Source organism: Thalassobium sp. R2A62 (assembly GCF_000161835.1).
Classification (GTDB): Bacteria; Pseudomonadota; Alphaproteobacteria; order Rhodobacterales; family Rhodobacteraceae; genus Thalassobium.
This window is the reverse complement of the sequence record NZ_GG697169.2, coordinates 2,438,620-2,457,003: the sequence shown is the minus strand read 5'-3', so window position 1 is coordinate 2,457,003 and position 18,384 is coordinate 2,438,620. Positions and strand designations below refer to the sequence as shown.

Here is an 18,384-nt window from a genome sequence, read left to right as displayed (position 1 = left end):
CGCACCACTGTGAAGAACTCTGTGGACAGAACGATAATCCACAGAATTCCTGCTTCCTACAAAAACATCATCTTTCATTCTTATCTTTATTATTTATCAAGAGGAGAGACATTGCTAAGAGGCCAACTATGCTGATCGAATTTTATCCATGGATCAAAGCGTTTCATATCATTTCAGTCATCGCTTGGATGGCAGGCATGTTCTACTTGCCTCGTCTGTATGTTTATCACACTGAACAGGTAGAGCAGGGATCTGCGACAGATCAGATGTTTCAGACGATGGAAGTACGATTGATCAAGGTGATCATGAACCCTGCGATGATTTCGACGTGGGTCTTCGGAATACTGTTGGTTTCTATTCCAGGTGTCATTGACTGGTCGATGATATGGCCATGGTTCAAGTTGTTGTCAGTGATAGGATTGACAGCGATGCATGGATGGCTTGGTGCACGTCGCAAAGATTTTGTCAGCGGTGAAAATACGAGAACGGGTCGTACTTACCGAATGATGAACGAGGTCCCAACCGTTTTGATGTTCATCATTGTCATCTCGGTGATTGTTCGTCCCTTCTAGAAAAATTTGACTTTGAATGGCTGGTTGCTTAGGTAGATCGCGTTGCCTGTTCTGGCACATGTTTCCAAATTCAAAGTAAGCAATCTCAATCGATTTGATTGGGATTCATAGGATTGTCATGACCCAAGACCGTTTGAACCTGTCCGATCTAAAAGCTCAAAGCCCCAAAGACCTGTTGTCGATGGCGGAAGAGCTTGAGATCGAAAACGCATCGACCATGCGGAAAGGGGACATGATGTTCTCGATCCTCAAGGAGCGGGCTGAAGATGATTGGATCATTGGTGGCGATGGTGTTCTAGAGGTTCTGCAGGACGGATTTGGTTTTCTGCGGTCGCCAGAAGCTAACTATTTGCCGGGTCCCGATGACATCTATGTTTCGCCTGACATGATCCGCCAGCTTTCGTTGCGGACCGGCGACACGGTTATGGGTGTGATCCAAGAACCAAATGATACCGAACGCTATTTCTGTCTGACAAAAGTAGAGAGCATCAATTTCGAAGAACCAGAGCGTGCCAAGCACAAGGTCGCCTTTGATAACCTGACGCCTCTCTATCCTGACGAGCGTCTTAACATGGAAGTCGCAGATCCTACGATCAAGGACCGCTCGGCTCGGATTATCGATCTGGTATCGCCGATTGGTAAGGGCCAGCGTTCATTGATCGTGGCGCCACCACGGACAGGTAAGACAGTCTTGTTGCAGAACATCGCGTCTAGCATCGAAAAGAACCACCCTGAGTGTTATCTGATCGTTCTCTTGATCGATGAGCGCCCAGAAGAGGTGACCGACATGCAGCGGTCCGTAAAAGGCGAGGTCGTTAGTTCGACGTTTGATGAACCAGCATCGCGTCACGTTGCTGTATCAGAGATGGTGATCGAAAAGGCTAAACGTCTGGTTGAGCACAAACGCGATGTGGTGATTTTGCTCGATTCGATCACACGCTTGGGGCGTGCGTTCAACACGACTGTTCCGTCGTCTGGTAAGGTTCTTACAGGTGGTGTTGATGCCAATGCTTTACAGCGGCCAAAACGTTTCTTTGGTGCAGCACGTAACATCGAAGAAGGCGGGTCTTTGACGATCATCGCGACGGCCCTGATTGATACAGGCAGCCGGATGGACGAAGTCATCTTTGAAGAATTCAAAGGTACGGGTAACTCGGAAATTGTTCTGGATCGTAAAGTTGCAGACAAACGCGTTTTCCCAGCGATGGATATTCTCAAGTCCGGTACTCGGAAAGAAGAACTGCTGGTGGACAAGATCGACTTGCAAAAGACGTATGTCTTGCGCCGTATCCTGAACCCAATGGGCACCACGGATGCGATCGAGTTCCTGATTTCGAAGCTCAAACAGACCAAGTCGAATTCGGACTTCTTTGATTCAATGAATACCTAACTTATTGTTCAATAACAATGGGTTAACCGGAATGAACACAATTTTTGCCCTTGCGACAGCGCATGGTAAAGCAGGCGTTGCGATTATCCGTATCTCAGGCGCAGACGCGTTCTCTGGGGTCTCGAAACTTGTCGGCTCTCTCCAGTACGAGAAATCAATGGCGTTGCGTGCTGTGCGAACGCCTGAGGGCGACTTGTTGGATCAGGCGTTGGTTTTAACCTTCGTAGCTGGTGCAAGCTTTACGGGTGAGGATGTCGTAGAGCTTCAGCTTCATGGCTCGCCAGCGATCACTCAGGCGGTGTTGCGGCAGCTCTCTCTACTAGAGGGATTTGTGGCGGCGGAAGCCGGAGAGTTTACACGCCGCGCCCTAGAAAATGGCTGCTTGGATTTGACCCAAGTTGAGGGCCTCTCAGATCTCATTGAAGCCGAAACAGAAGCTCAGCGCATTCAGGCTATCCGTGTGTTTGATGGTGCTCTTGGTGCAAAGGCTGATGTATGGCGCCAGCGTTTGATCCGTGCTGTGTCCTTGGTCGAGGCGACGATCGATTTTGCTGATGAAGATGTTCCGACGGATGTAATGCCCGAAGTTAAAGAGCTACTTGAGGCAGTTCGCAAAGAGTTGAGCTTAGAAGCGGCCGGTGTGGAGATAGCTGAGCGGGTTCGGGATGGGTTTGAGGTCGCCATTGTTGGTGCGCCAAATGTCGGAAAATCAACCTTGCTAAATGCAATCGCTGGGCGGGATGCAGCGATAACATCTGAATATGCTGGCACAACGCGTGATATCATTGAGGTCAAAATCGATCTTGGGGGTTTGCCCGTTACGTTTCTGGACACGGCAGGTCTGCACGACGCTGACAGTGCTGTTGAACAGATTGGTATTCGCCGGGCATTAGATCGCGCAGCCCAAGCAGACCTGAGAGTTGTTTTGTCGATTGATGGCAAGTTGCCAGAAATTGAACTGCTTGAGGGTGATGAAGCGCTCGTGGCACATTCAGATCAGGGTGCGGATCCAAACAAGGAAATTTCTGGGCTTTCTGGCTTTGGAGTGTCCGAATTGCTGGCTCGAGTGGCCAATAAACTGGGCCACAGAGCATCAGGTGCCGGTCTGGCTATCAAGGAACGTCACCGTGTAGCGCTGATAGACGGATTAAATTCGCTAACCGCTGTTACGGATATGATAGAAGTTGGTGACTATTTGGAAGAAATCTTGTCTGAGAATATTAGGGATGGGATCAAGTCTCTTGATGCATTGGTTGGCAGAATGGACGTAGAAGACGTTCTCGCCGAGATTTTTCTGTCATTTTGTATCGGCAAATGAGGAGTGTTTCACGTGAAACAATTTGATGTTGTTGTTGTTGGAGGCGGCCACGCAGGTTGTGATGCGGCTTCTGCCTCCGCTCGGGCGGGCGCAAGGACACTTTTGGTGACGCTCAAACTTGCTGATATTGGCGTTATGTCCTGTAATCCCGCGATTGGTGGTTTGGGAAAAGGGCACCTTGTTCGAGAAATTGACGCGCTAGGCGGCGTCATGGGGCGTGTCGCTGACAAGGCAGGTATCCAATTTCGACTGCTGAACCGCCGGAAGGGGCCAGCAGTGCAGGGGCCGCGGGCCCAAGCAGATCGGAAGATCTACCGCGAAACCATGCTGTGTGAAATGAAGGCTCAACAGAACTTAGAGCTTTGTGAGGCTGAAGTTGCTGCGTTGGAAATTGACGCCGGAGAAGTCACTGGGGTCAAGCTGGCGGATGGGACTGTCATTTCAGCATATTCTGTTGTTCTCACAGCAGGTACGTTTTTGCGTGGAAAGATTCACATCGGCCCGGAATCAAGATCGGGTGGCCGTATGGGCGATGCCCCAGCTATCAAACTCGCCGAACAAATCGATAGTCTTGGCTTTGAATTGGGTCGGCTCAAGACTGGGACGCCGCCACGGCTAGACGGCAAGACAATCAATTGGGATGGCCTGGACCGACAAGATGGAGATAATGAACCTTCGTTCTTTTCATTTTCAACACGCTCAACTGACACGCCTCAAATCTCTTGTGGTGTGACGCATACAAATGAACAAACGCACGATATTATTCAGAAAAATCTCGATAAATCAGCTATGTACGGCGGTCAGATCGATGGAGTTGGTCCGCGGTATTGCCCTTCGATTGAAGACAAAGTTGTGCGTTTCGCTGAGAAATCTTCGCATCAAATTTTTCTTGAGCCGGAAAGCCTGAGTGACAATGTCATTTATCCAAACGGCATTTCGACATCGCTGCCACTGGATGTGCAGTATGACTATGTTCATTCGATTTTTGGGCTTGAGAAGGCGGTTATTCTTCAGGCGGGTTATGCGATTGAATATGACTACCTCGACCCACGCGGATTGAGATCGACGCTGGAAACACGGGAAATGCCAGGGTTGTACTTGGCTGGGCAAATCAACGGCACTACCGGATATGAAGAAGCTGCCGCTCAGGGACTCGTCGCTGGCCTAAATTCTGCTCTTCGTGCTCAGAACAAAGAACAGCAGACGTTCGATCGGGTGAATTCATATATTGGTGTGATGATTGATGATCTCACGACGCGGGGAGTGACAGAACCATACCGCATGTTTACGTCGCGCGCCGAGTTCCGGCTGACGCTTCGTGCTGATAATGCGGATCAAAGGCTGTCCCCAAGGGCAATTCATCTTGGCTTGCTGGGCGAACGTCAGGCGGCGAGCTTTCTAGAAAAGCAGGATGCACTCGCGCGTGCGAAGAGTATTTTGGACGAAGCGACTGTGACAGCGCGCCAGCTGCATTCCGTCGGTGTGGACATTAATCCGGATGGGCGGCGGAGAACCGCCTTCTCAGCACTATCCATCCCGAACGTTAGTTTAGATCACGTTCGTTTGGTCGTCCCTGCGCTGTCGCGTGTCAAAGAAGAGATTCAGGTGCAAATTTCCAAAGATGCGCTTTATTTTCAATACGTTGAGAGGCAGATGCGTGATGCGCTTGCGCTTGAAAAAGAGAAGAAGACTAAGATTCCTGACACGATGATCTTTGCAGGGATGAATGGTTTGTCGAACGAGCTTGCTGTTAAGCTTGACCGAGCAAAGCCTGAGAACCTTGGGCAAGCTGGCCGAATTGAAGGAATGACGCCTGCGGCCCTCACTTTGATATTGTCCAAACTCCGTCAGCTGGAAAAGAGAAAGTCAGCATGAGTTGGTTAGAAGAGAATGTTTCACGTGAAACAATCGACCGGCTTAAGGCATATGAATCGCTGATCCTTAAGTGGAATCCGGTCATCAATGTTGTCGCCAAGTCGACACTGACGGACATTTGGGTTCGACACATCGAAGATTCTGCGCAGATCGTGGATTTTGCTCCAGATGGTATCATTCATTGGGTTGATCTCGGTAGTGGCGGGGGGCTTCCGGGGGTTGTTGCGGCGCTAATTTTGGCCGAACGATCGCCTGACGCAGTTATTACCCTCATCGAGAGCGACAAGCGCAAGGCCGCATTTCTAAGAACAGCCGCGCTCGAGCTTGGATGCAGTTCAATTTCGGTTGTTTCGGATCGGATCGAATCTGTTAAGCCGCAGCGTGCATCTATTTTATCCGCGCGCGCGCTTGCTAAGTTGGATGTGTTGCTTAGCTTTGCGGAAAAACACCTTGCAGCTAATGGCATTGCGCTATTCCAAAAGGGCATGAGTTTTCAAAGTGAAATAGATGAAGCACGTAAGAGATGGGTGTTTGATCTTGAGGTATTTCCAAGTAAAACGGACCCTCACGCCAAAACACTAAAAATAAGCGAGCTTCGTCGTGTCTGATACAACAAGATCAAAGCCTTGCCGTATTATTGCGGTCGCAAATCAAAAAGGCGGTGTTGGCAAAACGACAACGACCATCAATCTTGGGGCGTCTCTGGCGAAACTGGGTTACCGAACGTTGTTGGTTGATCTTGATCCACAGGGCAACGCATCAACAGGATTGGGAATTTCGCCAGCATCTCGAGAAGTTACTACCTATGAGTTTCTGCTTGGAGATGCGCGCCCAATGGACGCGATCCAGCCAACAGATGTTGATAACCTAGAGATCGTACCGGCAACAACAGACCTTAGCTCTGCCGATATCGAGCTTATGAACAACGAAAAGCGCAGTTTCCTATTGTTTGATGCGCTTCGGCAGCCGCTTCTCGACGATTTTGGCTTTGACTACATTTTGATTGATTGCCCGCCGTCGCTGAACTTGCTGACAGTAAACGCAATGGTTGCGTCAGATTCGGTTCTGGTGCCGTTGCAAAGCGAGTTCTTTGCGCTTGAAGGTCTGTCTCAACTGATGTTGACGATAAGAGACGTGCGTCAAGTTGCGAACCCAAAGCTGCGGATCGAGGGGGTTGTTCTGACAATGTACGACGCCCGAAACAATCTATCTCAACAAGTCGAACAAGATGCACGCGATAATCTACAAGATCTTGTTTTCAAAACAGTTATTCCCCGCAATGTCCGCGTCAGTGAGGCGCCATCTTTTGCAATGCCGGTGATTGAATATGAGCCGACATCAAAAGGAAGTATCGCGTATCGCGCGCTCGCCAAAGAGCTTGTATCGCGCCAGGGCGCAGAAACGTCAGTAGGAGCAGTGTAATGGCCAAATCATCAAACAATAACCGGGGCTTGGGGCGCGGTTTATCTGCGCTCATGGCTGATGTCGCGCCGAATGTAGATACAGACCAAAATGACAGCCCTGCCAAATCTGACTTAACGGTACCTATCGAGGCTGTCTTTCCTAACCCGGACCAGCCGAGACGTTCTTTTGATGATGCAGCTCTTCAAGAGCTAGCTGAATCAATAAGGGAAAAGGGCATCATCCAGCCGATTGTCGTTCGTTTGGCCAAGAAGGATGGACAATACGAGATTGTTGCGGGCGAACGCCGTTGGCGTGCTGCGCAACGGGCGAAACTTCATCAGGTCCCGGTGGTTGTTCGGTCGTTTTCGGATCAGGAAATGCTCGAAGTCGCAATTATCGAGAATATTCAGCGAGCAGACCTAAACGCCATCGATGAGGCCGCTGGTTTTGCACAGCTCGTTGAGAAATATGGACACACCCAAGAGCAACTGTCTCAGGTTCTAGGCAAGAGCCGGAGTCATATTGCGAACCAGATGCGGCTCTTGTCGCTGCCGCAAGACGTTCAGGCGTTGGTAGAAGAGGGTAAGTTGTCAGCTGGACATGCGAGAACGCTGATTGGATCAGATCAGGCACTAACGTTGGCGAAAACGATTATATCCAAAGGCTTGTCTGTGCGAGGTGCAGAACGTTTAACCAAGGCACCCAAGGTTTCCACCAAGGGAAGGGCAAGCAAAACGTTGACCAAGGATGCAGATACTGTTGCGTTAGAGGGCGAGTTGTCTGCCAATTTAGGTGTGGCTGTAACGATCGAACAGTCAAACCTAGAATCTGGTGCTGGAAATCTGGTTTTGAGCTACAAGAACCTCGATCAGCTCGACGATCTACTGTCCAAATTGTCTACCTAATCTAACAGGCGCAAGAGCTCTACGATCACAGCGTTTAGTACTGGACGGCCTTTTGCCGTTACGATCAGAGATTCTTGAGCGACCTCAATGATCTGGTCTTCCGCTAACCAGCTGTTTTCAAAAGATTTTTGGTGGTTTTCAAGTCCCAGACGACCTAAATCAACTCCTGTCGCAAGGCGTAGTCCCATCGTGAAGCGCTCAGTCAGTTCGTCCTGGCGCGTCATCGCGTCTTGGATAGTCTGCCCTGACCCATTCTTGGCGACCTTGGATAACCATGCCACGGGGCTTAATTCGGTTTCTGTAGCGTATCTGATCCCGTTGTTTGTTAATCTTCCGTGCGCACCCGGACCGATCCCAATGTAGTCTCCGCCATTCCAATAGATCAGGTTGTGTCGCGATTCAGAGCCAACTTTGGCATGATTAGAGACTTCATAGCTCTTCATGCCGTGTTTTGACGTTAGCTCTTGAGTCGCAAAATACATGTCGGCGGCATTGTCGTCATTTGGTAGGTCGCGGAGCTTGCCAGCGGCGAAACGGTCGCCGAATGCTGTGCCGTCTTCAATTGTCAGCTGGTAGAGCGACAGGTGGTCTACGGCCATTTCTAGCGCTTGACCAAGTTCCGCGTTCCAATCCTGTAGGGTTTGGCCTTGCCGCGCGTAAATCAGATCAAAACTGACACGTTCAAATTCATTGCGCGCTGTTTCAAACGCCGCAATCCCCTCTGACACACTGTGTGTTCGTCCAAGTTTGCGAAGATCCTGATCATTTAGTGATTGGATGCCCATTGAGACGCGATTGATACCGGCCGCACGGAAGTCAGCAAATCGGCCGGCTTCGACAGAGGTTGGGTTTGCCTCAAGCGTGATTTCAATGTCATTGGCGATCGTCCAGTTCTTTTGCACCTCTTGCAAAATGTCATCAACGATTTGGGGGTCCATCAGGCTGGGCGTTCCACCACCAAAGAAAACCGAGTTTAGAACACGATTTGGCGTAAGCGCAGCGGTGCGACGAAGCTCGACAATATACGCATCGCGCCACTTTGTCTGATCGATCTCTTTTGAGACGAACGAATTAAAGTCGCAATAGGGACACTTGGCCTGACAGAACGGCCAGTGGATATAGAGACCGAAGCCGCCGTAGACCCAGTCTTCAATCAAAACAGGCCGCAACGAGTTTTTTCAGGGCATCAGCGCGGTGAGAGATCTTGTTCTTTTCCCAGCGATCCATTTCACCCATCGTAATGTCGTAGCCATCAGCCATAAAAATGGGGTCATAGCCGTGCCCTTGTTTGCCACGCATAGGCCAGACAACTTGGCCTTCGATCTTGCCGTCGAACACCTCGTCATGACCATCAGGCCAAGCTAAAACCAAGGTCGATTTGAATCGTGCAGTTCGCGGAGATGGCGCATTGATCGCATCGAGCTCGTTCCAAGTCCGTGTCATCGCCATTGGAAAATCACGGCCATTCTCTGTCTCAGCCCAATCAGCGGTATAAACACCAGGGGCACCGCCAAGAGCATCAACTTCGATGCCGCTGTCATCAGACAATGCTGGCAAACCAGTGGCTTGCGAGGCAGCGTGTGCCTTAATCCTCGCGTTACCAACGAAGGTCGTTTCTGTTTCTTCTGGTTCCGGCAGGTCAAAGTCGATGTTCGATTTAATCGACACGCCAAATGGTTCGAGCAACGCTGCGATCTCTTCGATTTTGCCAGCGTTGTGACTTGCAACCAGTAGTGTCTTATCGCCGAATTTGCGGGTCATGAGGTCGCGTCGATTTGAAGGCGCGACAACTCGGCAACGCCCTTTTCAGCTAGATCAACCAGCTCGTTCATTTGATCCCGTGAGAATGTTGCACCCTCAGCGGACATCTGAACTTCGATCATCTGAGAACCGGTCATGACAAAGTTTCCATCGACGCCTGCTTCGCTGTCTTCAGGATAGTCCAAATCTAAAACAGCCTGACCGGCATAGATCCCACAGCTGATCGCAGCCACGGGTGTCTCAAGCGGATCAGAAATGATGTCGCCAGCCTTGATCAGTTTATTGACGGCCAGCTTCAGCGCGACCCAACCACCGGTGATCGAGGCACAGCGTGTTCCACCGTCCGCTTGGATTACGTCGCAATCAACAGTGATTTGACGCTCGCCCAATGCGACACGATCAACGCCAGCACGCAGCGAACGCCCAATCAGGCGTTGGATTTCTTGGGTCCGACCGGATTGACCGTTTTTGGCTTCGCGGCGCATCCGCGTGTTAGTGGCTCGCGGCAACATCCCATATTCAGCGGTGACCCAACCGAGACCAGAATTCCGCATGAACGGAGGAACGCGGTCCTCGACTGTCGCGGCGCACAAAACATGAGTGTCCCCACATTGGATCAAACACGAACCTTCGGCGTGTTTGGTCACATCGGTTTCAATTGTAATCGCGCGCATTTCGTCAATTGATCTGCCAGAGGGCCGCATGTCTTAATCCTTTGCTTGAACTGTGCTGGAGATACGCCGCCTTCACGAACTTGCCAAGTCTCATTGACCATTTGGGTCTGGTCCTCTTATCTAAACGCCAACCAAGGGGCCCTATGACAGATCAATCTAAACTCATGTCAGAGATGAACGATCGTTCACGCGAAGTGTTTCGTCGTGTGGTCGAAGGATATCTAGAGAATGGTGATCCGGTAGGATCACGTACGCTCACCCGTGCGATGTCAGAAAAGGTTAGCGCGGCAACGATCCGAAACGTCATGCAGGACCTCGAATTTATGGGCTTACTCGACAGCGCCCATATCAGCGCTGGACGCATTCCGACCCAACAAGGCCTGCGAATGTTTGTCGACAGCCTCTTAGAGGTGGGTTCGCTGAATGGCGATGATCGCGAAAAGATCGATCAAACGGTTTCGTCCAATCAGACCGATGTGACGACGTTGCTAGATCGTGTCGGCTCGGCCCTGTCAGGTGTCACTCATGGTGCCAGTCTCGTGCTTACGCCAAAGCATGAAGCACCGATCAAACACATTGAATTTGTCTCGCTGTCCACTGACAGAGCGCTAGTGGTTCTAGTTTTTGCTGATGGTCACGTTGAAAACCGGGTGTTCGAGCCACCTGCTGGCCAAACGCCATCGTCACTTCGCGAGGCTGCGAATTTTTTAAATTCTTTTGCCGAAGGACGCACATTGTCCGAGCTGTCCCGCGTCATGACGCAACACATTCAAGACAGTAGGCGCGAACTTGATGTTCTTGCTCAGGACATGATCGAGAGCGGGTTGGCTGTATGGGAAAATGAGGGTGATCGAACCGAACGCCTAATTGTTCGTGGAAGATCGAATCTCCTTGATGCGCCCTCGGAAGAAGCCGACCTCGAACGGATCAGAACGCTGTTTGACGACCTAGAACGCAAGCGCGATATCGCAGATTTTCTGGAATTGGCGGAAGATGGTGAAGGTGTGCGCATTTTTATCGGCTCTGAGAACAAACTTTTCTCTCTTTCGGGTTCCTCTTTGGTGGTTTCCCCTTATATGAACGCTGATCGAAAGATCATCGGTGCAGTTGGCGTCATTGGCCCAACACGTCTGAACTATGGGCGGATTGTACCGATTGTGGATTATACGGCGCAGTTGGTTGGAAAATTGATCTCTGACCGCGGTTGAAGGACGAATATGATGAGCGACCCACGCACGAACGACGAGTTTTTGGATGATCTCGAAGCGGCAGAAGCCGAGGCTCTCGCTAGCGAGCTAGAAGAGATCGATGATGAAGCGCTAGAGCTAGAAGAGCTGCGCGCTGAACGCGATGACTACAAAGACAGATTTATGCGCGCCCTCGCGGACGCTGAAAACTCTCGCAAGCGTTCCGATCGTGATCGTCGCGAAGCAGAGAACTATGGTGGCTCAAAACTCGCTCGTGACATGCTGCCAGTATACGACAATATGAAGCGTGCTCTTGACGCCGCCACTGCAGAAGGTTCTGAAGCGTCCAAAGCCCTGATTGAAGGTGTAGAGCTCACGATGCGCGAACTAATCAGCGTCTTCAAAAAGCACGGGATTGATCCGATCGTTCCAGAGGTCGGCGATCGCTTTGATCCACAAAACCACCAAGCGATGTTCGAAGCGCCACTGCCTGATACAAAAGCTGGCGATATCATTCAGGTTATGACCGAAGGCTTCATGTTGCACGATCGCCTGTTGCGACCTGCGCAGGTTGGCGTGTCTTCAAACCCTGGCTGATTAGCTGTCTTTGCTCAGTTCTTTCATTTCATAAATCAGAGCGAGCGCCTCTTTCGGAGTTAGGTCGTCAGGCATGATTTGATCTAGCTTTAGTTCAACTTCGCTCGGCCCCTTCGGTTTTGCTGCGGGGCTGGGCGTTGAGGAAAAGAGCGGTAGATCGTCAATGACCGCCTTTTTTCCGTTGTTCCCGTCTCGGTCACCTTTTTCGAGCGCCTCGAGAACAACTTTTGCACGCTCCACCACCGTTGCTGGCAAACCAGCTAGCCGCGCGACCTGAACGCCATAGCTTCGGTCGGCGGCACCACGCATCACCTCATGCAAGAATATGACGTCGCCTTCCCACTCCTTTACCCGAACGGTCGTGTTCTCAACGCGATCCAGTTTGTCTGAGATGGCTGTCATCTCATGATAGTGCGTCGCAAATAGCGCACGAGATCTATTGGTTTCATGCAGGTGCTCTAGTGTTGCCCATGCGATCGACAGGCCGTCATATGTTGCTGTCCCTCTGCCGATCTCATCCAAGATGACGAGCGCCTTTTCGTCTGCTTGGTTCAGGATAGTCGCGGTCTCGACCATTTCCACCATGAATGTTGAGCGACCACGCGCCAGATCGTCCGACGCGCCAACACGAGAAAACAGCTGTGAAACAATGCCGATCGTCGCCTTAGAAGCAGGGACGTATGATCCAATCTGGGCAAGCAACACAATCAATGCGTTCTGACGCAGAAATGTCGATTTACCCGCCATGTTGGGGCCGGTCAAAAGCCAAATCTTGCCGTCGCTTAGATCGCAATCGTTCGCAACAAACGAACCCGAGGTTTCACGTAGAGCGGCCTCGACAACTGGATGTCGACCTCCAACAATGTCAAATTCACGACCCTCAGTGAGAGATGGTCGGCTCCAGTCTTGCCCTGTTGCCAGATCGGCAAATGCAGTGGTCAAATCTATCTGTGCCAGAGCGCCCGCAGTCTCAAAGAGACGGTCGGAAGCATCCAAAATGGCCGCAGTTAAGGTAAAATAGTGACGCTTTTCGATCTCAATCGCTCTTGCGCCAGCATTTAAGATCTTTGTTTCTAGCTGGCTGAGTTCAAGGGTTGTGAAGCGGACGGCATTCGCCGTTGTTTGACGGTGAATAAAGGTTTCGTTCAGCGGTTCGGTGAGCATTTTGTTAGCATGTGTCCCGGGTGTTTCGATGAAATAGCCCAAAACGTTGTTGTGTTTGATCTTGAGCGAAGAAATCCCTGTCGTGGAGATGAAGTCCTGCTGCATTCCAGCGATAACTGACTTGCCTTCATCTCGCAGAGCGCGGGTCTCATCCAATTCATCATCGAAATCAGTCGCGATGAACCCGCCATCACGGGCGAGCAAGGGTGGTTCAGCAACCAGCGCATCATCCAAGAGATCAAGAAGCGCGTCATGACCCAACAGTTTGGCCGAAAGATCGACCAAAGCAGCATCGCCATCGATTTCACCCAAGACAGTGTTGATGCTAATTGATTGGGTCAGTGCATTCCGCACGCTTACAAGATCACGGGGTCCAGCGCGATCGAGTGCAACACGAGATAACGCGCGCTCGAGATCTGGCACCTGACGCAACAGTTCCTTGAGTGACTGAGTAGAACGAGTGGCGGTGATCATCTGATCAATCAGTGACAAACGTTGCGTAATTGTGCCCAGATCGCGCGATGGGCTAGCTATGCGTTGTTCCAGCAGTCGCCCGCCGCCTGCCGTGAGAGTTCGATCAATAGTGGCAAGCAGCGACCCCTTTCGAGAGCCCGACAAACTATGTGTCAGCTCTAGGTTCCGACGGGTTGCTGCATCAATTTGCATCGTGCGGTTTTCAGTTTCACGGATGGGCGTCCGCAGCAGGGGCATGTTGCCTTTTTGGGTAATGTCCAAATACCCGACCAAGGCCCCAAGTGCTGAAACATCCACCCTGTTGAATTCACCAAAAGCATCCAGAGATGCGACACCAAATGTATCAAGCAGGCCCTTCTCACCGCTGGCGCTGTCAAAAAGTGAGCTAGGAAACGGCGTGATCGAAATACCAAGTTCGCGAATGACCTCGCCCAAGTCTTCGCTCAAATGATCCTGAATGATAATTTCACTAGGCATCAAGCGAGCAAGCTCTGGACCCAATCGTGTCTGGTTGCATGTTATCAATCGCAGCTCACCAGTTGAAATATCAGCCCATGAGAGCGCGCCTTCGGCGCGGATTTCAGAATAACAGGCCAAGAAGTTGTGCCGGCGCGCATTCAGCAGGCTGTCTTCGGTCAAAGTACCAGGGGTCACCAAGCGAACGACATCGCGTTTGACAACAGACTTGCCGCTGCGCTTTTTCGCCTCGGCGGGGCTTTCTAGTTGTTCACATACGGCGACGCGAAAACCCTTGCGTATGAGGGCAAGCAGATAGCTCTCGGCAGAATGGAACGGGACACCACACATAGGGATGTCTTCGCCATTATGTTTGCCCCGTTTCGTTAGAGCGATTTCGAGAGCATCGGCCGCAGCAACGGCGTCATCGAAAAACATCTCGTAGAAATCACCCATGCGATAGAAAAGAATCGCGTTTTCATGGCGTGCTTTGATTTCTAGATATTGCGCCATCATTGGCGTGACTACAGCGTTCACGTGATTGCCCCCAAGCAAGCATTTAGGCAAGAGTATGCGAGGGCGCGATTGGCGAAAAGCCCTAGTGATTGGTTGTTGACGTCAAATCTGAACTGTATAAGAAAATACCAAACAGACGTTTATTTGCGAAACTTTATTTCGCAACCACCATAGGGACAGCACATATGACAAATAAGCAGCGCGTGACGCCAGAAGACGCACTTGCCTATCACCTCGATCCGACGCCCGGTAAGTTTGAGGTCGTAGCATCTGTTCCAATGACGACGCAGCGCGATCTGTCATTGGCGTATTCCCCAGGAGTTGCCTTTCCGTGCGAGGCGATCGCTGAATCACCCGAAACAGCGTATGATTACACGAACAAGGGCAACATGGTCGCGGTCATTTCAAACGGTACAGCCGTTCTTGGGCTTGGGAATTTGGGGGCTTTGGCGTCCAAGCCAGTGATGGAGGGCAAGGCAGTCCTGTTCAAACGATTTGCTGACATTAATTCAATCGACTTAGAGCTGGATACGGAAGATCCAGAAGCCTTTATTGATGCGGTCAAATTGATGGGCCCATCTTTTGGCGGCATCAATCTCGAAGACATCAAAGCTCCTGAATGCTTTATCATCGAGCAACGCCTGAAAGAAATCATGGATATTCCGGTCTTTCATGATGACCAACACGGGACGGCCGTTATCTGTGCTGCGGGCTTGATCAACTCATTGTTCCTGACCGGTAAGAAAATCGAAGACTGTCGCATTGTATTGAACGGCGCTGGTGCCGCGGGCATCGCATGTATTGAGCTGCTCAAATCATTGGGAGCGAAACATAACAACTGTATCGTCTGTGACACCAAAGGCGTCATTTATCAGGGCCGAACAGAGGGCATGAACCAGTGGAAGTCAGCCCATGCTGCATCGACTGATACCCGCACACTCGCGGAGGCAATGAAAAACGCGGACGTATTCCTAGGCGTTTCAGCCAAAGGGGCTGTGACCCAAGAGATGTTAGAGAGCATGGCCCCTGACCCTGTGATTTTTGCAATGGCGAATCCAGACCCAGAGATCACGCCGGAAGAAGCGCATCAAGTTCGCAAGGATGCGATCGTTGCCACTGGTCGGTCCGACTACCCGAACCAAGTGAACAACGTTTTGGGTTTTCCTTACCTGTTCCGTGGAGCCCTCGACATTCATGCCCGCGCGATCAATGACGAGATGAAGATCGCATGTGCACGTGCACTGGCAGATTTGGCCCGCGAAGATGTGCCAGACGAAGTTGCGATGGCCTATGGTCGCAAGTTGAGCTTTGGGCGGGACTATATCATTCCAACACCGTTTGATCCCCGTCTCATTCATCGCATTCCTACAGCGGTTGCTCAGGCTGGCATGAATACTGGCGTCGCGCGTCGCCCGATCATTGACATGGTGTCTTGCGAGGAAACGCTCAAGGCTCGTATGGACCCGACAGCTTCGATGTTGCGATCTCTCAACGTACGGGCACGTGCAGCCCAAGCACGCATGATTTTTGCTGAAGGGGATGATCCACGCGTACTTCGTGCGGCGGTCCAATATCAACGGCAGGGTTTGGGGCAGGCGATTATCATCGGACGTGCCGATGATGTGCAAGCGCGACTGCGGCAAGAAAATCTGGGCGATGCGTTCCAAGAAGTCGAGATCGTGAATGCCGCCACAACCGCATATTTAGAAACATACAAATCATTCCTGTCTGATAGGATTCAGCGCAAAGGTTTTGATGGCGCCGATATTCACCGGCTCGCGGCGCGCGACCGACATGTCTTTGGGGCGTTGATGCTCGCTCATGGACACGGCGACGGCATGGTTACAGGGGCAACTCGAAAATCTGCCCAAGTGATGGAATTGATCAATCATGTCTTTGATGCCTCGATCGAAGATGCGGCTGTTGGTGTCAGCGCAGTCTTGCACAAAGGCCGGATCGTTCTGGTTAGTGATACGCTCATCCATGAATGGCCGAATGACGTGGATCTTGCCAATATTGCCGAACGCGGTGCTGCAGTCGCCCGTGATTTGGGTCTAGAGCCTCGCGTTGCGTTTGTCAGCTTTTCAACCTTTGGCTATCCAGTATCGGAACGGGCCGAGAAAATGCACCTTGCGCCTGCGATCTTGGACGAGCGTGGTGTTGATTTCGAATATGAAGGCGAGATGACAGTTGATGTTGCGCTCAACATGACGGCTATGAACAAATATCCGTTCTCTAGACTGAGTGGCCCAGCGAACGTTCTTGTCGTCCCAGCGCGTCACTCTGCATCCATCAGCGTCAAATTGATGCAAGAGATGGCTGGCGCAACAGTGATCGGGCCCATCCTGACGGGGATCGACCAGCCGGTACAAATCTGTTCGACCGTTTCGACAGTGAATGATATTCTGAACATGGCGATCATCGCGGCATGTAAGGTAGGTCAATGACGATCTGGAATCTCGGCTCGATCAACGCGGACCATTTTTATTATCTGAGCCACCTTCCAAAACCAGGTGAGACATTGCTCGCTATATCACACACAACTGGGTTGGGTGGTAAGGGCGCTAACATGTCTGTCGCGGCGGCACGGGCTGGTGCTCATGTTCGCCATATCGGTGCGGTGGGGCCAGATGGCGGATGGGCGGTCGAACGGCTGACTGAATACGGGGTCGACACACGAACAATCGGCCAAGTTAATGTTGCCACCGCGACCGCGATCATTTCTGTTGACCAAGCGGGTGAGAACTCGATCATTATTGATCCGGGCGCGAACCATCTAATTAGTGAACAACAAGTTTCACACGCTTTGTCAGGGGCTAACGCTAACGACATCTTTGTAACTCAAAACGAGACCAATGCCCAAGTCGACGCGGCACGGATCGCCGCAGATGCGAATTTGACCGTCGCCTATGCAGCTGCACCGTTCTCTGCGCAGGCGGTAGAGGAAATTCTACCACTTCTATCGTTTCTAATTTTGAACGAAGTCGAGGCCGGACAACTCACCGAAGCGACAGGAAAGTCGCCACAGGACCTTGGGATCGAGACGGTGATCGTAACGAAAGGGGGGGCTGGTGCCGACCTCTATCGCGATGGGCAAAACACCAAGAGCTTTGCCGCGATCAAAGTTGAGCCGGTCGATACGACCGGCGCAGGTGATACGTTTACAGGTTATGTTTTGGCTGGAATGGATCGTGGTTTGACGATTGATCAATCGATTTCATTGGCGATGCGAGCTGGTGCTTTGATGGTGATGCGTCAAGGCACGGCAGATGTCATTCCCGACCTCAAAGAGGTCGAGAATTTCAGTTTGGATCAGTGAAGAAACGGGGCGTCTGCACCCCATAGCGCCTCGACGCGTGCATCACGACCGCATCCTTCACGGTAGAATGCATAGGCTTCAGATTGCTTTTTTGGGCCACCGCGGGTCAGAACGATGCTGCGCCCTTTGTAATAGTTCTGATGGTAACTTTCAGCTTCGTAAAACTCACCAACAGCAAGGATCGGGGTCACGATACGCTGACCCAACGCAGATTGTGCTGCGGCCTTGGCCTGTTCAGCAGCACGTTGTTCCGCAGCGTTAGAGACAAAAATGGCGGTACGATAGCTTTCGCCACGATCACAGAACTGACCGCCCGCGTCTGTCGGATCGACGGACCGGAAAAAGAGATTTAGCAATTGGCCGTATGAAACGCGGTCCGCGTCATACGTGATTTCAACCGCTTCATAGTGACCCGTTCCGCCACGCGTTACCTGTTTGTATGTTGGGTTTGTCGTTGATCCACCAGTGTATCCAGATACGACTTCGGAAACGCCGCGGACTTGTTCAAAATCTGATTCAACGCACCAAAAACAACCACCTGCAACAACCATGGTTTGGATGTCTCGAGCGTGTGCTTGGCCTGCATGCATCAACGCACCAAAGAGAATGGAAACGGCGAGCAAGGCTGATTTCTGACGATCTGTAAAAAGTGACATACGTGCCTCCCAATTATTTAAACAAGTCTTTGTCGGAAATGGTCACTCTCTCAACTCACTGACGCGTGACGTCACGGACAAGTTACCGCTAGGTGAAGAGTGTTTCACTCGCTAGT

General features: G+C 51.3%; 16 protein-coding genes. 11 read left to right on the top strand and 5 right to left on the bottom strand.

The window, feature by feature from the left end; all coding sequences use genetic code 11:
* Positions 1-128 precede the first annotated feature (128 nt).
* From hemJ to TR2A62_RS12170, 7 genes are all read left to right on the top strand, one after another.
* On the top strand, positions 129-572 hold the full coding sequence (gene hemJ, locus TR2A62_RS12200; RefSeq protein WP_009157693.1) for a protoporphyrinogen oxidase HemJ: 444 nt from the start codon (positions 129-131) through the stop codon (positions 570-572).
* Positions 573-690: 118 nt separating this feature from the next.
* Positions 691-1,962, top strand: coding sequence for a transcription termination factor Rho (gene rho, locus TR2A62_RS12195; protein ID WP_009158757.1), 1,272 nt, complete (start codon positions 691-693; stop codon positions 1,960-1,962).
* 31 nt (positions 1,963-1,993) lie between these two features.
* Positions 1,994-3,280 (top strand): tRNA uridine-5-carboxymethylaminomethyl(34) synthesis GTPase MnmE, encoded by a 1,287-nt coding sequence (gene mnmE, locus TR2A62_RS12190; RefSeq protein WP_009159194.1) that lies wholly within the window; start codon positions 1,994-1,996, stop codon positions 3,278-3,280.
* A gap of 12 nt (positions 3,281-3,292) precedes the next feature.
* On the top strand, positions 3,293-5,155 hold the full coding sequence (gene mnmG / locus TR2A62_RS12185; protein ID WP_009159906.1) for a tRNA uridine-5-carboxymethylaminomethyl(34) synthesis enzyme MnmG: 1,863 nt from the start codon (positions 3,293-3,295) through the stop codon (positions 5,153-5,155).
* The gene (gene rsmG, locus TR2A62_RS12180) at positions 5,152-5,763 is read left to right on the top strand and encodes a 16S rRNA (guanine(527)-N(7))-methyltransferase RsmG (protein ID WP_009157517.1); all 612 of its coding nucleotides are present in this window, start codon (positions 5,152-5,154) and stop codon (positions 5,761-5,763) included. Before mnmG ends, rsmG begins: the two co-directional genes overlap by 4 nt.
* Positions 5,756-6,577: a ParA family protein gene (locus TR2A62_RS12175; protein ID WP_009157779.1), complete on the top strand. Its 822-nt coding sequence runs from the start codon at positions 5,756-5,758 to the stop codon at positions 6,575-6,577. Before rsmG ends, TR2A62_RS12175 begins: the two co-directional genes overlap by 8 nt.
* On the top strand, positions 6,577-7,464 hold the full coding sequence (locus TR2A62_RS12170; RefSeq protein WP_009158445.1) for a ParB/RepB/Spo0J family partition protein: 888 nt from the start codon (positions 6,577-6,579) through the stop codon (positions 7,462-7,464). Before TR2A62_RS12175 ends, TR2A62_RS12170 begins: the two co-directional genes overlap by 1 nt.
* Here the strand turns inward: TR2A62_RS12170 and hemW are convergent.
* The 3 genes from hemW to rph are packed head-to-tail and all read right to left on the bottom strand — an operon-like array spanning position 7,461 to position 9,929.
* Positions 7,461-8,618 (bottom strand): radical SAM family heme chaperone HemW, encoded by a 1,158-nt coding sequence (gene hemW / locus TR2A62_RS12165; RefSeq protein ID WP_040821508.1) that lies wholly within the window; start codon positions 8,616-8,618, stop codon positions 7,461-7,463. The genes TR2A62_RS12170 and hemW overlap by 4 nt on opposite strands.
* Positions 8,614-9,225: an RdgB/HAM1 family non-canonical purine NTP pyrophosphatase gene (rdgB, locus tag TR2A62_RS12160; protein ID WP_009160299.1), complete on the bottom strand. Its 612-nt coding sequence runs from the start codon at positions 9,223-9,225 to the stop codon at positions 8,614-8,616. Before rdgB ends, hemW begins: the two co-directional genes overlap by 5 nt.
* Positions 9,222-9,929: a ribonuclease PH gene (rph, locus tag TR2A62_RS12155; protein ID WP_009159520.1), complete on the bottom strand. Its 708-nt coding sequence runs from the start codon at positions 9,927-9,929 to the stop codon at positions 9,222-9,224. The genes rdgB and rph overlap by 4 nt, the downstream gene beginning before the upstream one ends.
* Positions 9,930-10,042: 113 nt before the next feature.
* Between rph and hrcA the strand changes: the two genes are divergently transcribed.
* Positions 10,043-11,107, top strand: a complete 1,065-nt coding sequence (hrcA, locus tag TR2A62_RS12150) for a heat-inducible transcriptional repressor HrcA (protein WP_009157785.1) — start codon at positions 10,043-10,045, stop codon at positions 11,105-11,107.
* 12 nt (positions 11,108-11,119) lie between these two features.
* Positions 11,120-11,683: a nucleotide exchange factor GrpE gene (locus tag TR2A62_RS12145; RefSeq protein ID WP_040820701.1), complete on the top strand. Its 564-nt coding sequence runs from the start codon at positions 11,120-11,122 to the stop codon at positions 11,681-11,683.
* On the opposite strand, the gene mutS is transcribed toward TR2A62_RS12145, so the two are convergent.
* Positions 11,684-14,293: a DNA mismatch repair protein MutS gene (mutS, locus tag TR2A62_RS12140; protein ID WP_040820699.1), complete on the bottom strand. Its 2,610-nt coding sequence runs from the start codon at positions 14,291-14,293 to the stop codon at positions 11,684-11,686.
* A gap of 185 nt (positions 14,294-14,478) precedes the next feature.
* On the opposite strand from mutS, the gene TR2A62_RS12135 reads away from it, so the two are divergent.
* Together TR2A62_RS12135 and TR2A62_RS12130 are read left to right on the top strand one after the other, a co-directional pair.
* On the top strand, positions 14,479-16,740 hold the full coding sequence (locus TR2A62_RS12135; protein ID WP_009159630.1) for an NADP-dependent malic enzyme: 2,262 nt from the start codon (positions 14,479-14,481) through the stop codon (positions 16,738-16,740).
* A complete protein-coding gene (locus TR2A62_RS12130; protein ID WP_009160124.1) occupies positions 16,737-17,612 on the top strand; it encodes a ribokinase in 876 nt (291 codons plus the stop codon). Before TR2A62_RS12135 ends, TR2A62_RS12130 begins: the two co-directional genes overlap by 4 nt.
* Here TR2A62_RS12130 and msrA read toward each other — a convergent pair.
* Positions 17,606-18,268 carry a peptide-methionine (S)-S-oxide reductase MsrA gene (msrA, locus tag TR2A62_RS12125; RefSeq protein WP_009159463.1) on the bottom strand — a complete coding sequence of 221 codons (663 nt, stop codon included), beginning with the start codon at positions 18,266-18,268 and terminating at the stop codon, positions 17,606-17,608. The two genes, TR2A62_RS12130 and msrA, sit on opposite strands and share 7 nt — an antisense overlap.
* Positions 18,269-18,384: the final 116 nt, after the last annotated feature.